Below are 14,555 nucleotides of genomic sequence, written 5' to 3'. Positions count from 1 at the left end.
ACCAACAGCATCACTGCCTCGGGACTTCCCGGGTACCCTCGACGGTGACCGCCCAGCCCGGAAGTCTGACGCTCGGGGGCGGCCCATTGTTCGAAGTCCGCGAGAGTGAAGGCATGACCAGCCCCGCCGAATACATCCTGACGCTGTCCTGTCCCGACCGGCCCGGCGTCGTGGCCGCCGTCTCCGGCCTGCTCGCCGGACACGGTTGCAACATCATCGAGAGCCAGCAGTTCGGCGACAGGGTGGGGCAGCGCTTCTTCATGCGCGTGCAGTTCTCGGCGCCGCTGGGCGAGGACGAGCTCAACGCCGCTTTCGCCGCGCTCGCGCCCGACTTCGCGATGGAGTTCACGGTCCGCGACGTGGCCAGGAGGCCGCGCGTGATGATCATGGTGAGCAAGTTCGGCCACTGCCTCAACGACCTGCTCTACCGGGTACGGTCCGGGACGCTCGGCATCGAGATCGTCGCCGTCGTCTCCAACCACCCTGACCTGCGGCCGCTCACCCAGTCGTACGGCATCGACTACCACCACCTGCCGGTCACCCCCGAGACCAAGCCCAAGCAGGAGGCCGAGGTGATGGCGCTGGTCGAGCACTACCAGGTCGATCTGGTGGTGCTGGCCCGCTACATGCAGGTGCTGTCGGAGGAGCTCTGCGAGAAGCTGGCGGGGCGGGCCATCAACATCCACCACTCGTTCCTGCCGTCGTTCAAGGGCGCCAAGCCCTACCACCAGGCCCACAACCGCGGCGTCAAGCTCATCGGCGCGACCGCCCACTACGTGACCGCCGACCTCGACGAGGGCCCGATCATCGAGCAGGAGGTGGTCAGGGTCAACCACAGCCACTCGCCCGAGGACCTGGTGGCGATGGGGCGCGACGTCGAGTGCCTGACGCTGGCCAGGGCGGTCAAGTGGCACGCCGAGCAGCGGGTGCTGCTCGACGGCCACAAGACGATCGTCTTCCCGCGCTAGGACCGGTACGTCCTGGAGCCCGGCCCTTGAGCTCGGTTCTATAGCCCGGTGTGCCGGGCGAGGAAGGTCAGCGTGTCGGCCCACAGGTCCGCCGACCTGCTGACCGCGCGGGCACCGTGACCCACCTCGGCCTCGTTGCGCAGCAGCACCGGCTTCCCCGAGGCGGAGGCGTGCTGCAGCGCCGCGCACATCTTCCAGGCGTGCAGCGGGTGAACCCGCGTGTCGGACTGGAAGACCGTGAACAGCGTCGCCGGATAGTCCACTCCCTCCTTGACGTGGTGGTAGGGGGAGTAACCCAGCAGCCACTGGAACTGCTCGGGGTCGTCGGCGGAGCCGTACTCGACGTTCCAGGTGGCGCCGAGTCCGAACTTCTCGTACCTGATCATGTCGAGCAGCGGCGCCGAGCAGACCACGGCCGCATACAGCTCGGGACGCTGCGTCAGCGCCGCGCCCACCAGCAGGCCGCCGTTGGAGCCGCCGGAGATGCCGAGCTGCTCCCGCGTGGTGACGCCGGTGGCGATGAGGTGCTCGGCGGCGGCGTGGAAGTCGTCGAACACGTTCTGCTTGTCGGCCAGCATGCCCGCGCGGTGCCACTCCTCGCCCTCCTCGCCGCCGCCGCGCAGGTTGGCGATGGCGTAGACGCCGCCGGCCTCCACCCAGGCCAGGATCGAGGCGGAGTAGCCGGGGGTCATGGACAGGCCGAAGCCGCCGTAGCCGTACAGGATGGTGGGCCGCGGGCCGGACGCCTCACCCGCCGGCGAGATGATCAGCATGCGGACGTCGGTGCCGTCCTTCGAGCGGTAGACCACCTGCTCGGTACGGACCGGCGGCACCTCCACCACGCCCGGCGAGGCCGCCCACAGCGTGGTCTCGCCCGTCCGCGCGTCGTAGCGCTGCACGGTGGGCGGGGTGGTGTTGTCGGTGTAGCCGAACCACGCCTCGTAGCCGCCCTCGGGACGCTCGGCGATGCCGCCGATCGTGCCGAGCCCCGGTGTCGGCACCTCGCCGATGCGCTCGCCGGTCGCCAGGTCGTGCACGGTGATCTCGCTGATGGCGTGGCGGGTCCAGCCCACCAGCATGACCGGGCGCTCCAGGTCGTCGAGGATCGCGAAGTCGGACAGCACCGCCTCGGGGTCCTCGGGGATCAGGTCGCGCCAGCCCTCGAAGCCCGGCTCGGACGGGTCGGTGACGCACACCCGGCCCCGCCGCGCCTCGCGGTCGGTGTGGATGTACAGCTTGCCGTCGCGGCCGAACACCAGCCCGGTCTGCGCGTCCACGCCCTCCTGCACGACCCGCAGCTCGGGCCGGTCGATCGGCGAGGCCGTCAGGTCGGCGACCCACAGGTCGTTGCGCGGCGCGGTGCCCTCATGGGCCGAGATCTGCAGCCAGCGGCCGTCGCGGGAGACCGAGACGCCGTAGTAGTTGGTCATCTTCAGGCCCTGCCCGAAGATCATCACGTCGTCCTCGGCGGAGGTGCCGACGCGGTGCAGGTAGACACGGCGGTGGAACTGCCGCTCGTCCTCGGGCACCTCGTGCGCCGGCAGCCGGCGCACGTAGTAGAACGCCTCGCCGCCCGGCAGCCAGGCCACGGGGGAGTAGCGGCAGCGGTCGATCGGCCCCTCCACGCGCTCGCCCGTGGCGACGTCCATGACGTACAGGACCGACTCCTCGTTGCCGCCCACCGAGAGCTGGTAGGCGAGCAGCCGCCCCTCCTTGTCGGGCTGCACCGCGTCGAGCGTGGTCAGCCCCGACGGGTCGATCGCCGTCGGGTCGATCAGGGCGCGCTCGGTGCCGTCCGGCTCGACCACGTAGTAGACGGCGTGCTCCTTGTCGGGCGTACGCCGGGAGAAGAAGTAGCGATCGCCGCGCCAGGCCGGCACCCCCACAGAGCCGGACTTGAGCAGCTCGGCGATGCGGTCCTTGAACCGCTGCTCACCTCGCTCCTGGGCGTACAGCTCGGCCTGCGCGTTCAGCCACCCCTTGGTCTCGGGGCTGTCCGGGTCCTCGAGCCAGCGGTACGGGTCGGGGACGGGGGTTCCGTGCAGGATGTCGACGGTGTCTTCGCGGCGTGCGCTCGGGTACGGCTCTCGCGTCATGGACCGAACCCTACTGCCAACGGGCATGCGTAAAGTGCTGGTCGAGCGGGCATAAAACGTATCGTGCGTCCCACTGGTCATTCCAGGGTGAGATTTTTTGGGGTGGCGGGGACCGCGGTGCAAACGCCAAACTGGGTGACAGGACGGTGCCGTGGTGACCACCCGTCGGGCCGTCCGGCGGAGGTCCATTGTGACGGAAGCACGAGTGCCCCAGGAGGGGTCGATAGCCGGGACATGCCGCGGCATGTCCCCTTTGATACGCGCGCAGTACGGAGAGGCCCGATAATGCGCCAGGTCCTGCTGCTCAACGCCACCTACGAGCCCTTGACCACCTTGTCGCTGCACCGGGCGATCGTCCTGGTGCTGCGGGACAAGGCCGAGGTCGTCCACCGCGACGGCCGCGGCGCGGTGCTGCGCTCCGCGAGCCGCACGCTCGACGTGCCCTCGGTGATCAGGCTCCGCAGATATGTCCGTATCCCCTACCGTTCCCGCATTCCGCTGACCAGGGCCGCCCTCATGCGGCGCGACGACTACCGCTGCGCCTACTGCGGGCAGAAGGCCGAGACGATAGACCACGTGATCCCCCGGTCGCGAGGCGGCACCCACACGTGGGAGAACTGCGTCGCCTCGTGCACCACGTGCAACCACAGGAAGGCCGACAAGTACCTCGAGGAGCTGGGGTGGACGCTGCGCGTGCGCCCCGCGGTGCCGAGGGGCGCCCACTGGCGGCTCATCGGCGCCTCCCTCGTCGGCGACCCGCAATGGGCGCCTTACTTGGAAGCCGCCGCATAAGTCCGGCATAACACCACATTGAGGGTGGAGGCCGCGCCTGACAGCATGGTCAGGCATGTGGACCTTCACCTCGGACGTCGAGGAGTACGCCGCGGTCGCCGAGCCCTTCCTGCTCGGCGACCCGGTCCGCAATACCGTCGCGCTCACGGTGCTGGCCGCTCTGCGCGCGGGCATGCCCGCCAAGGGCGCCCGTTTCGGCTGGTGGACGGTCGACGGCGAGGTGCGCGGCGCGGTCTTCCACACGCCGCCGCATCCCGCCGGGCTCTTCGCGGTGCCCGTGGAGGCGGTCGCCCCGCTGGTGGCCGGGTTCGGCGGCGATCTGGCCGTGGCCGTCGGCCCGCTGGACGTGACCGCCGAGGTCGCCCGGCTGCTCGGCGCGCCCAAGCGGGTGGTCTCCGAGCGGCTCTACCGCCTCGGGACGCTCGCCGTGCCCGACGTCGCGGGCCGGGGCCGTCCCTGCGTGCCCGGCGACTTCCCGCTGCTGGTGAGCTGGTATCACGCCTTCGGCGAAGAGGTCGGCATGGGCGAGGGGGACGAGGTCGAGCGGGTCGCCAGGCGGCTGGCCGGCAGGGAGCTGTTCGTGTGGGAGGCCGACGGCGTTCCCGTCGCCATGGCCGCGCTCTCGCCTGCCTGTGGCGGGGTGTGCCGCATCGGGCCCGTCTACACGCCGCCGTCACGCCGCAAACGCGGTTACGGGGCCGCCGTCACGGCGTACGCCAGCCGTACGGGGAGGGACGAGCGCGGGGCCGAGGTCGTGCTCTTCGCCGACCTGGACAACCCCACCAGCAACGCCATCTACCAGGCCATCGGCTACGAACCGGTCGGCGACTACGCCCATGTCATGTACGCCTGACGCGGTTACCATGGCTGCATGCCGCGTTACGACTTCAGATGCCGCGCCTGCGGCTCCACCTTCGAGGTGTCCCGTCCGATGTCGGCCTCCGACGACCCGGCCGTCTGCCCCGAGGGCCACGACGACACGGTGAAGCTGCTGTCCACGGTCGCGATGACCGGCAGCGCCGCCGCGCCCCGAGCGGGCGGCGGCTGCTGCGGGGGCGGGTGCTGCGCCTCCTAGCCGGTCTCCCGGCCGGTTGTCACTGTGGTCCTCCGGCCGGTCGCCGCTCCGGTCCTCTGGCCGGTCGCCGCTCCGGTCCTCTGGCCGGTCGCCGTTCCGGCCTCGCGGCCGGTCATCGCTGTGGTCCTGCGGCCGTGCTCCGGTCGCCGCCGGCCAGCCCGTGGCGGCGGCGACCGCCATCCTCGCCATCCGCTCGACCGTCGCGACGCCCGCCTCCATGGTGGGGCTGCGCTCCGACAGCACGGCGATGACGAGGTCGTGGCCGGCGACGATGAGCCGGCCCACGCTGTTGACCGTCCACAGCCCGCCGTGCTGCTCGGCGGGCAGCCAGCCGTTCTTGAGCGCCGCCTCGCCGCCCGCGGCCGCCGCGCTGACGCCCCACGCCTGCGACGGCTCCACCGACGACATCAGCTCCAGCGCGTAGCGGCGCGCCCGGTCGGGCAGCGGCCCACCGGGTACGAGCAGCCGCTCCAGCACCTCCACCTGCTCCGACGCCCGGCTGCGGGTGTAGCCCACCTCCGTGGCCGCGCCCGGTTCGATGTGTCTGACGCCCAGCCTGCGCAGCGTGCGGGCCAGGCCGTCCGCCCCGCCGACCGCCGCGTAGAGCTCGCGGGCGCAGTGGTTGTCGCTGTGCCGGATCATCTGCGAGACCAGGCGCTGCTCGTACGCGCTGAGCCGCCGGTCCCGCGCCCGCATCAGGAACGCCAGCAGCACGTCCACCTTGGCCACGCTGGCCAGCAGGAACGAGGCGCGCTCCCGAAAGGCGTAGCGGGCGCCCGTGGTGCGGTCGTGGACGGCCAGCGCCGCCCGGCCGGGACGCCCGCGCAGATAGCGCTCAAGCCGCCGGTCGAGGGCCCGCCACACGTCGGCGGGCGGCGCGCTCTCGGCCGGCGCCGGCGCGTGCTGGACGGGGAGGCTCGGGGGCGGCGCCGCCTCCTTGGTCCCGGCACTGCCGGGGAGGGCGAGCAGCAGGGCGGCGAACAGCGACAGCTCCCGTACGCGCATGTGCGGGAGCCTGCCAGCCGCCACTTCAACGGCCGGGACGTCGCAGGTCAAGCCCCGGCCAGATCTCGCGCCGCGCCCAGGGGTGACCGGGTGTTACGCGGCGTTGGACGCGCGCCGCTTGCGGCGCTGGAACGGCAGGAAGCGGTCGGCGAGGTGCGGCCTGGACGGCGTCAGCGTCGGCTCGACCGCGATGATCCGGTCGAACCTGAACGCCCTGATCGCCCGGCGCATCCGGCACACGCCGACGAGGTACCAGTATTCGCGGTGCACCAGGCACGTCACCGGCTCCACGTCACGGACGGTCACGTGACCGGAGGCGTCGCGGTAGTGCAGGCGGACGTTGAGCCGGCTGGTGATGGCGTCGGCCATGAGCCTGGCCCGCGCGGCGACGTCGGCGGGCAGCGGCTCGGTGAGGGTCGTGAGCGTGGTGGCGATGACGTCGTCGTCGAGGTCGAGGTGCTGGAAGGCGTGCTGCAGGCCACGCCGTGCGGTGACGGCCTGCGGCCCCGCCCCGAGGTGGGCGAGGGAGAGAGCGAGGGCGGCGATCTCGGCGGTCGTCAGCGGGCGGGAATCGTGCTTCACGACTGTCGTCATACCCCAACAATAGAGATGACCGCCGACAGTTTTCGAAAGTCTGTCCGGAAGGACAGTCCTCTCATCAGGCGCTGCAGGAAGGGTGCTCCACAGCCGGTCCGGCCGGAGGCGCGGCAGGTCGAGCGGGATGAGGCCCGCGCGGAAGGCCAGGACGAACGACGAACGGCTCCGAGCCGGACGCCACGACCGCGTTCATGGAAGAACCCCCGCCGGAGGGCGGCGGGGGTTCGTTCCGTCAGAGGTCAGCGGGAGAGCTGCGAGAGGTCGCGAGAGGCGCCCGTGGAGGCGGACGTCGTCATCGCCGCGTACGCCTGCAGCGCCGCGCTCACCGGCCGGTTGCGGTCGCGCGGACGGTAGCCGCCCAGGTCGGCCAGCAGCCGCTCGCGCCGCCGCGCCAGCTCGTCATCGGAGACCCGCAGCTCCAGGGTCCGGTTGGGGATGTCGATGTCGATGATGTCGCCGTCCTCGATCAGCGCGATCGCCCCGCCCTCGGCCGCCTCGGGGGAGGCGTGGCCGATGGACAGACCGGAGGTGCCGCCGGAGAAGCGCCCGTCGGTGATCAGCGCGCACGCCTTGCCCAGGCCCTTGCCCTTGAGGAAGGACGTCGGGTAGAGCATCTCCTGCATGCCGGGGCCGCCCTTGGGGCCTTCGTACCGGACGATGACCACGTCGCCGGCCTTGACCCGGCCGCCGAGGATGCCGTCGACGGCCTGCTCCTGCGACTCGAACACCACGGCGGGGCCGCTGAACTTCCAGATCGACTCGTCCACGCCGGCGGTCTTGACCACGGCGCCGTCGCGGGCGATGTTGCCGTACAGGACGGCCAGGCCGCCGTCTGCGGTGTAGGCGTGCTCGATGTCGCGGATGCAGCCGTTCTCGCGGTCGAGGTCGAGGGTGTCCCAGCGGTTGTCCTGGGAATACGCCTTGACCGTGCGGACGTTGCCGGGCGCCGCGTGCCACAGCTCGACGGCCTCGGGCTTGACCGACGGCGAGCGCACGTCCCAGGCGGCCAGCACGTCGCCGAGCGTGCCGCCGGCGACCGTGTTCACGTCGCGGTGGATCAGCCCGGCCCGGTCGAGCTCGCCCAGGATGGCGGGGATGCCGCCGGCGCGGTGAACGTCCTCGACGTGGTACTTCGCGGTGGCGGGGGCGACCTTGCACAGGCACGGCACCCGCAGCGAGAGCTCGTTGATCTCCTTGAGCCCGAAGTCGACCTGCGCCTCGCGGGCGGCGGCCAGCAGGTGCAGGATCGTGTTGGTCGAGCCGCCCATGGCGACGTCGAGTGCCATCGCGTTCTCGAACGCCTCGCGGGTGGCGATCGAGCGCGGCAGCACCGACTCGTCGCCGTCCTCGTAGTAGCGGCGGGTGATCTCGACGAGCTTCCTGCCGGCGTCCTCGAAGAGCTGCTTGCGGGCCTTGTGGGTGGCCAGCACGGTGCCGTTGCCGGGCAGCGCCAGGCCGATGGCCTCGGTCAGGCAGTTCATCGAGTTGGCGGTGAACATGCCGGAGCACGAGCCGCAGGTCGGGCAGGCGTTCTCCTCCATCTGCAGCAGCTCGGCGTCGGAGACGGAGTCGTCGGCGGAGGCGATCATGGGGTCGATCAGGTCGAGCTTCTTGCCGGGCGTCTTGCCGGCCTCCATGGGACCGCCCGACACGAAGATCGTCGGGATGTTCAGCCGGAACGCCGCGAGCAGCATGCCCGGCGTGATCTTGTCACAGTTGGAGACACAGATCAGCGCGTCGGCACAGTGGGCGTTGACCATGTATTCGACGGCGTCGGCGATCAGCTCGCGCGACGGCAGCGAGTAGAGCATGCCGCCGTGGCCCATGGCGATGCCGTCGTCGACCGCGATCGTGTTGAACTCGCGGGGGATCGCCCCGGCCTCCCTGATCGCCGCGGACACCACATCGCCCACCTCGCGCAGATGCACATGACCGGGGACGAACTGCGTGAAGCTATTGGCCACCGCGATGATGGGCTTGCCGAAATCGCTCCCGGCTACGCCGGTCGCCCGGAGCAGGGCCCGGGCACCGGCCATGTTCCTGCCATGGGTGACTGTACGTGACCTGAGGGCGGGCATTGGCGCTTCTCCCATCGCTTAGTGAGTCTTCACATGGTACGACCACCGCCCGGTAAATGAGACGACTGTCCAGACGGCGGACAGCCGTTATCCGATCGTGCCCTTCAAGATCGACGAGGCCATGACAAGCGGCCGCCCGCCTCGGAGAGCGAGGCGGGCGGCCGGTGACGTCAGCGGGGGATCGCGGGGATCCCGGCGGAGAGCAGGGGCTCGCCGAAGGGGCGTGGGGGGATCAGTCCTCGCCGTAACGCGGGGGCAGCACCTGCGCGGCGATCTCGTAGATGCGGTCGATCTCGGCGGCGGTCAGCGCCCGCTCGCGCTTGGTGATCCACTTGCGAGCCCGGTGGCCCTCGTAGACGTCCACGTCGCGAATGGTCATGATCTTCCATGGGACCGCGGGGCCGTAGATGGCCAGCGACGGCACGACCGAGATCTCGCGGCCGAACTTCTCGCTGATCAGCTTGCTGGCCTCGGACGCCTCCCACTTGGCCTCGGAGAGCCGGTCCTTCTTGTCGAACGGGCCGTGGAAGAGCTTCTTGCCCATCTGCACGCGTACGGGCAGACGGCGATCCCACTTCTCGGAGTCGACCGCGTAGACGCCCGTGGGACCCACCACCAGATGGTCGATCTGCGCCTCGCTGCCCGGAATCGCCCGGGCGTGCAGCGTGCGGTAGCCGCTGCGTTCGAGTCTGCGCAACTGCGCTTCGGTGCGGCGCTCGGCCACCGACGTGCGCCGCCACGCGGGCACGGACGAGTTGGACCGCGAACGGTAGATCGCCTCCGCGATGGCCGCGATCACACCGGCGGTCACTCCGATCCGCCAGTCGCGCACGAGGAAGCCCACCACGATCGCGACGGCCACGCCCAGCAGGACGCGGTTGCGCAGGCGGCGGACCCGTGGTTGCTGCAGCAGGCTGAGCACGGACGCGCGCTCGACCGGCGCGTACGTGGAAGTGGGCGCCGAAGGCTTCGCAGCGGCGGTCTGCTCGCTGCTTTCTGGCCGGTCGCTCACCCAGATGGGCGAGGTGTTGTGACCGTCTTCACGCTGGTTGTCGGAGTCCACGCAACTCACCGTAGCCCGGGGTTTCAATCGATTCCTAGTGTTGCCGCGTCCATAGTTTTATGGCCCGGCTCATCGTGTTCCACGCAGGTTTTCGGGGTATGTCTTCTGTTCTTCTCTAGAGATGCCCGAGGGGTCCGAACGTGCCTGAACTCCATGAGCTCTCCGCGCTCGATCAAGCCCGCTCCATCCGTTCGCGCGACATCTCACCCGTCGAGCTCACGCGCCACTACCTCGACCGGATCGAACGCATCGACCCGGGCATCGGAGCGTACGTGACCGTGACCGGCGAGCAGGCACTCGACCAGGCACGACGCATGGAACGCGAGCTGCCCGACGGACCGCTCGCCGGAGTGCCCGTCCCGGTGAAAGATCTTAACCTGGTGAAGGACGTTCCGATCGGTTTCGGCTCGGCCACGTACCGTGACTTCGTGGCGCCCGTGGACGACACCATCGTCGTACGCCTGCGCGAGGCCGGCACGATCATGCTCGGCAAGACCGCCACGCCCGAGTTCGGCCTGCCCTGCTACACCGAGACCGCGGTCGGACCGCCCGCCCGCTCCCCGTGGGACCCGCGCACGTCGGCGGGCGGATCCAGCGGGGGAGCCGCCGCGGCCGTGGCCGCCGGGCTCGCCCCCGCCGCCCAGGGCAGCGACGGCGCCGGCTCGATCCGCATCCCCGCCTCCGTCTGCGGCCTGTACGGCATCAAGCCCACGCGCGGCCGCATCAGCTTCGCCCCGATCATCCCCGACCTGGCCGGGCTGTCCACCAACGGCCCCATCGCGAGGACCGTCGCCGACGCCGCCGCCCTGCTCGACGTCATGGCGCACAACATGCCCGGCGACCTCTACCTGGCGCCGCCGCACGAGGGCACGTTCCTGGAGTGCGCCCGCCGCGAACCCGGACGGCTGCGCATCGCCCGCTACGCCGATCCCGTCGTGCCGGAGGCGGAGGTCCATCCTGAGGTGCTGCTCGCGTACGAGGAGGCCGCCAAGACCCTCGCCGACCTCGGCCACGACGTCGTCGAGATCCCCCGGCCCTTCGGCCCCGAGCTGGTGCCCGCGTTCGTCACCCTCTGGTACGCCTTCGCCTGCATGCACCCCGTACCCAAGGAGAACGAGCACCTGCTGCGGCCGCTCACCCGCTGGCTGCGCGGGCGCGGCGACGCCACCACCGCGCCCGACTTCCTCCAGGCGCAGGCACGGCTCCAGCTCGCCACCCGCGCCGCCCTGGAGATCACGAACGCCTACGACGCCGTCCTCACCCCGACCGTCACCCAGCCGCCGCGCCCCGTCGGCTGGTTCGAGGACGTGCACGATCCCGAGGAGACGTTCGAGCGGATGAAGCGCTTCGCCGCCTTCCCCGCCATCTACAACGTCACCGGCCAGCCCGCCGTGAACCTCCCGCTCCACTGGAGCGCCGACGGGCTGCCCATCGGCGTCATGCTGGCCGGCCGGATCGGCGGCGAGGGCCTGCTGATCTCCCTGTCGGCCCAGGTCGAGGCGGCCAAGGGCGGCTTCTGGGGCGACCGGCGGCCACCGATCTGGTGAGACACCCGCGCCGGGTCTGGCCGGACTCAACGGTGCGGTCTACGGTCATGGCATGAACAGCGCGGCAGAGATCCTGCTCGTCCTCATCGGGGGGTCCATGGGGCTGTTCGTTCTGATCAGCCTGCTCGTCCTGGTGCCCGGACGCGGCGGGCCCCGCCCCGACCGCTCCGGCCCCGTCTGGCTGGGCGGTCCCTCCAGGAGCGAACGCGGAGTGAGCACGTCCGGCGTGGTGCTGGCGGACCGGGTGCCGCAGTGGGCCGAGACGCCTGAGCACGACTGGCGCGCCCTCGCCGAGACCGCCGAACCGAGCGGCCGCGTCGGCGGCGCCTCAGCGGGCTGGTGAGGCGGCCGTGCGAGGACTGACCGCCGCGCAAGCCGGGTCGCGGGGAGGTGCCCGATGCGGGGACTGACCGCCGCGCAGGCCGACGACATCAGGCAGGCGCTGCACACCGCCGAGCGTCGCAGCGGCCTGCGCTTCGCCCTCTACCTGGGCGAACCCGCCGGCCCGCGCCGCCACTTCGCCGAACGCCTGCACGCCGCGCTCGGCCCCGAGGCCCCCGACGCCGTGGTCGTCTTCGTCGACCCGGCGGGGCGCGGCCTGGAGATCGTCACCGGCGAGAACGCCAGGCGGCGGCTCAGCGATGCCGCCTGCCGCCTCGTCGCGATGTCGATGGCCACCGCGTTCAGCGTGGGCGACATCGCCGGCGGCCTCCTGTACGGCGTCGCCGCCCTGGGCGAGCAGGCCACCGCCCGCCGCTGACCTCGGTCGCGTACCGCCGCGCCGGGAGCGGCAGGACGGCGGCGAGGAGGGGACGGCGGGGAGGGGACGGCGAGGAGGGGACTCAGAGACGTTCGAGGAGGGTGATGATGTGCTTGCTGACGCCCTCCAGCAGCCTCGACGGCTCAATGGGGGAGTCGGCGATCGCCGAGAACAGCGACGGCAGCCCCGGCAGCGGGAACCCGTCGTCCTTCAGCGCGGCCGCGCCCACGGCGTTCTTGTCCAGCGTGGCCCGGCTGCGCTCCCAGGCGTCCAGCACCTCCTCCGGCGACGGCACCCCGAACCCGTGGCCCACCGGCGCCGCGTGGCGCAGCCGTACGAGCGGGGTGTCGGCGAAGGCCAGCGCCGTACGGGCCCGCGTCTCCAGGCCGGCCCGCGCCTCGGGATCGATCCAATCCATGGCCGTGCAGGGGTTGCGGCAGGTGGCCACGCACACCGCCAGCGCCCCGGCCACCTGGCTGTGCTGCCGGTCGAAGTACGCCCGCCACCCCTCGGCGGGCTCCACCGACACGCGCAACGTACGGTTCGTGGCGGACTGCTCGGACTTGGTGTGATCGCACTCCCGATCCCCGATCACCCCGAACCTGCTCCCCACCGCGCTCAGCCCCTCCGGCCACTTCGCCGGGTCCCCGGCGTGGCCGAGCTGCGGCTCGAACGCCAGCAGCGGCAGGTACTCGCTGGCGATGTGCACGGCCGCGATCATCGGGCTGAGCTCGCGCCGGTCCCACCGGGCCGCGATGACCTCCAGCAGCAGTCCGTACGCGGGCCGCAGCGACTCCAGGGCACCGCGCGGCTGCTGGCGCGGGGTCTGCGGCATGTGGCATGCGCGGGCCTGCCGCCGCAGGTCGGCGGGCACCGCGCGGGCCTCGGCCGCGAAGTCCTCGGCGTCGAGCGAGAGCAGCCGCTGCCCGAACTCGCACACGTCCGCGATCTCCGCGGCGGATACGAGCGCGCCGAGATCGGCGAAGGCGTAGCGGCGGGCGAGGGCGATGAGCAGGTCACGAGTCGAGTCCACGCGACGACTTTCTCACGTTCGGCCGACGATTACGGAAATGAACCCCTTCTCGCCGCGACCCGAGCGTGGAACGCCCCGGCCGAGGCGCGCCGGAACCGAACGCGGGAGCCGCCGCAGCGGCGCCCGTCAGCACAAGCCGAACTGGCGCTACGGCCACCAGCGGGCGGAGGTCAGGGGCAAGGGGCGCGGATGCACTGGATCTTGCCGGGCGGCTTGCCGATCGACGGCTCCGTGGTGGGCTCCTCCGGCCCGGGCGTCAGCGTCGGCTGCTCGTCCGTCGGCTCGGGCTCTGGCTCGGGCTCGGAGGTCGTGGTGGGCGGCGACGTGGGCGTGCGGGTGGGGGTGGTGGGCTCCACACTGGGCTGCGGGGCGGTGGGCACGGGCGACTTGACGGACGCCGTCGGCTTGGGGGTGTGTGAGCGCTTGACCGGCTGCGTCGTAGGCCGCTTGGTGCCGGCCGTCGGCGTGGGCGGCTCGATGTCGACCGGCGTGCCGAGGAAGGTGGGCGGCGAGACGGTGGCCCCGCCGCTGGTCGGCTCGGCGGGACGCCACCACACCCACCCGGCCATGACGGCCGTCACGAGCACGGCGACGGCCATGGTGAGCCCGGCCCGCAGGGCCTTGCTGCGCCGCCGCGGCGCGGGCAGCTCGCGCGGCGCGCTGAGCGCCCTGCGCGCCGCCTCGGCCATCTGCGGCGCGGACTGCCAGCGCGCCTCGGGCGACTTCTCCAGCGCCCTGGCGACGACCTGCCGCGGCCCCGGCGGCACGCTGTCGGGCAGCCGGGGCACGGGCGAATTGAGGTGCTTGAAGATGATCTGTACGGGGGTGTCACCCTGGAACGGCAGCTGCCCGCTCAGGCACTCGTACGCCACCACGCCGAGCGCGTAGATGTCGACGGCCGGCGTGACGTCGCTGGCGGTGGCCATCTCGGGCGCGCAGTAGCCGGCCGAGCAGAGCATGGTGCCGGTCGCGGTGAGGTTGCCCGCCGAGGCCGAGTGGGCGATGCCGAAGTCGGTGAGCACCACGCCGCCGCCGGCCCTGACCATGAGGTTGGCCGGTTTGACGTCGCGGTGGACGATGCCCTGGGCGTGGGCGGCGGCCAGCGCGTCGGCGACCTCCGCGACCAGCCGCATGGTGGCCTCGACGCCGAGCGGTCCGCGCCGCAGCACGCGGTCGAGCGACTCGCCCTCGACGTAGGCCATCACCAGGAAGCTGACCCGCCGGCCCTCCACCTCGCAGACGCCGTAGTCGTAGACGTCGACGACGCCGGGGTGCCGCAGGGTGGCCATGGCCCTGGCTTCGTTCTGGAAGCGCTGGATGAAGGTCGGGTCCTCGCTGAGCGCCGGCATCAGCACCTTGACCGCGACCGTGCGGCCGAGCACGGTGTCGTCGGCACGCCAGACCTCGCCCATGCCGCCTCCGCCGAGGCGGTCGCCGAGCACGTAGCGGTCGTTGAGGGTGGTCCCCGGGCCTAGCACTGTTCGAGGCTAACACCGCTGCCGCGGCGACACCGTCAACTCCGTGTAGCCGGTAGGCCACCG

13 protein-coding genes and 1 pseudogene are annotated in these 14,555 nt (G+C 71.7%); 7 read left to right on the top strand and 7 right to left on the bottom strand.

The genetic code is table 11. From position 1 onward, the window contains the following. The first annotated feature begins 113 nt into the window (after positions 1-113). Positions 114-968, top strand: a complete 855-nt coding sequence (gene purU, locus ACFMQL_RS05130; RefSeq protein WP_364057764.1) for a formyltetrahydrofolate deformylase — start codon at positions 114-116, stop codon at positions 966-968. 38 nt (positions 969-1,006) lie between these two features. Here purU and ACFMQL_RS05125 read toward each other — a convergent pair whose 3' ends face one another. After that, the gene (locus ACFMQL_RS05125; RefSeq protein ID WP_378784728.1) at positions 1,007-3,064 is read right to left on the bottom strand and encodes a prolyl oligopeptidase family protein; all 2,058 of its coding nucleotides are present in this window, start codon (positions 3,062-3,064) and stop codon (positions 1,007-1,009) included. 285 nt (positions 3,065-3,349) lie between these two features. On the opposite strand from ACFMQL_RS05125, the gene ACFMQL_RS05120 reads away from it, so the two are divergent. From ACFMQL_RS05120 to ACFMQL_RS05110, 3 genes are read left to right on the top strand one after another with little or no spacing between them, the layout of a single operon-like run. Continuing rightward, on the top strand, positions 3,350-3,856 hold the full coding sequence (locus ACFMQL_RS05120) for an HNH endonuclease (RefSeq protein ID WP_364057758.1): 507 nt from the start codon (positions 3,350-3,352) through the stop codon (positions 3,854-3,856). A 55-nt stretch (positions 3,857-3,911) separates the two neighbouring features. Further along, the gene (locus ACFMQL_RS05115; protein WP_364057755.1) at positions 3,912-4,709 is read left to right on the top strand and encodes a GNAT family N-acetyltransferase; all 798 of its coding nucleotides are present in this window, start codon (positions 3,912-3,914) and stop codon (positions 4,707-4,709) included. Between the two features lie 18 nt (positions 4,710-4,727). Beyond that, positions 4,728-4,931 (top strand): zinc ribbon domain-containing protein, encoded by a 204-nt coding sequence (locus ACFMQL_RS05110; protein ID WP_364059533.1) that lies wholly within the window; start codon positions 4,728-4,730, stop codon positions 4,929-4,931. A gap of 249 nt (positions 4,932-5,180) precedes the next feature. Here the strand turns inward: ACFMQL_RS05110 and ACFMQL_RS05105 are convergent. The 4 genes and pseudogenes from ACFMQL_RS05105 to ACFMQL_RS05090 form a co-directional block, all read right to left on the bottom strand. Further along, positions 5,181-5,627: pseudogene (locus ACFMQL_RS05105) on the bottom strand (serine hydrolase); the annotation flags it as partial. A gap of 402 nt (positions 5,628-6,029) precedes the next feature. Further along, positions 6,030-6,530, bottom strand: a complete 501-nt coding sequence (locus ACFMQL_RS05100; RefSeq protein ID WP_364057752.1) for a WYL domain-containing protein — start codon at positions 6,528-6,530, stop codon at positions 6,030-6,032. A gap of 242 nt (positions 6,531-6,772) precedes the next feature. Continuing rightward, positions 6,773-8,611 (bottom strand): dihydroxy-acid dehydratase, encoded by a 1,839-nt coding sequence (gene ilvD, locus ACFMQL_RS05095; protein ID WP_378784725.1) that lies wholly within the window; start codon positions 8,609-8,611, stop codon positions 6,773-6,775. A gap of 232 nt (positions 8,612-8,843) precedes the next feature. Continuing rightward, entirely contained in the window at positions 8,844-9,674 is an 831-nt protein-coding gene (locus ACFMQL_RS05090; protein WP_364057746.1) for a nuclease-related domain-containing protein, read from the bottom strand. A gap of 140 nt (positions 9,675-9,814) precedes the next feature. Here ACFMQL_RS05090 and ACFMQL_RS05085 point away from each other — a divergent pair, with 140 nt between their 5' ends. From ACFMQL_RS05085 to ACFMQL_RS05075, 3 genes are read left to right on the top strand one after another with little or no spacing between them, the layout of a single operon-like run. Further along, entirely contained in the window at positions 9,815-11,221 is a 1,407-nt protein-coding gene (locus ACFMQL_RS05085) for an amidase (RefSeq protein ID WP_378784723.1), read from the top strand. Between the two features lie 52 nt (positions 11,222-11,273). After that, a complete protein-coding gene (locus ACFMQL_RS05080; RefSeq protein ID WP_364057740.1) occupies positions 11,274-11,564 on the top strand; it encodes a hypothetical protein in 291 nt (96 codons plus the stop codon). A gap of 54 nt (positions 11,565-11,618) precedes the next feature. Further along, a complete protein-coding gene (locus ACFMQL_RS05075; protein ID WP_364057737.1) occupies positions 11,619-11,981 on the top strand; it encodes a TPM domain-containing protein in 363 nt (120 codons plus the stop codon). 82 nt (positions 11,982-12,063) lie between these two features. On the opposite strand, the gene ACFMQL_RS05070 is transcribed toward ACFMQL_RS05075, so the two are convergent. Next, positions 12,064-13,014, bottom strand: a complete 951-nt coding sequence (locus tag ACFMQL_RS05070; protein ID WP_364057734.1) for a hypothetical protein — start codon at positions 13,012-13,014, stop codon at positions 12,064-12,066. A gap of 170 nt (positions 13,015-13,184) precedes the next feature. Continuing rightward, a complete protein-coding gene (locus ACFMQL_RS05065; RefSeq protein ID WP_378784721.1) occupies positions 13,185-14,492 on the bottom strand; it encodes a protein kinase in 1,308 nt (435 codons plus the stop codon). Between the last annotated feature and the right edge of the window lie 63 nt (positions 14,493-14,555).

Source organism: Nonomuraea fastidiosa (genome assembly GCF_042751225.1).
In the GTDB taxonomy this organism is placed as follows: Bacteria; Actinomycetota; Actinomycetes; order Streptosporangiales; family Streptosporangiaceae; genus Nonomuraea; species Nonomuraea fastidiosa.
Note: the sequence above shows the minus strand (reverse complement) of the source record. Positions and strands in the feature narration are given on the sequence as shown.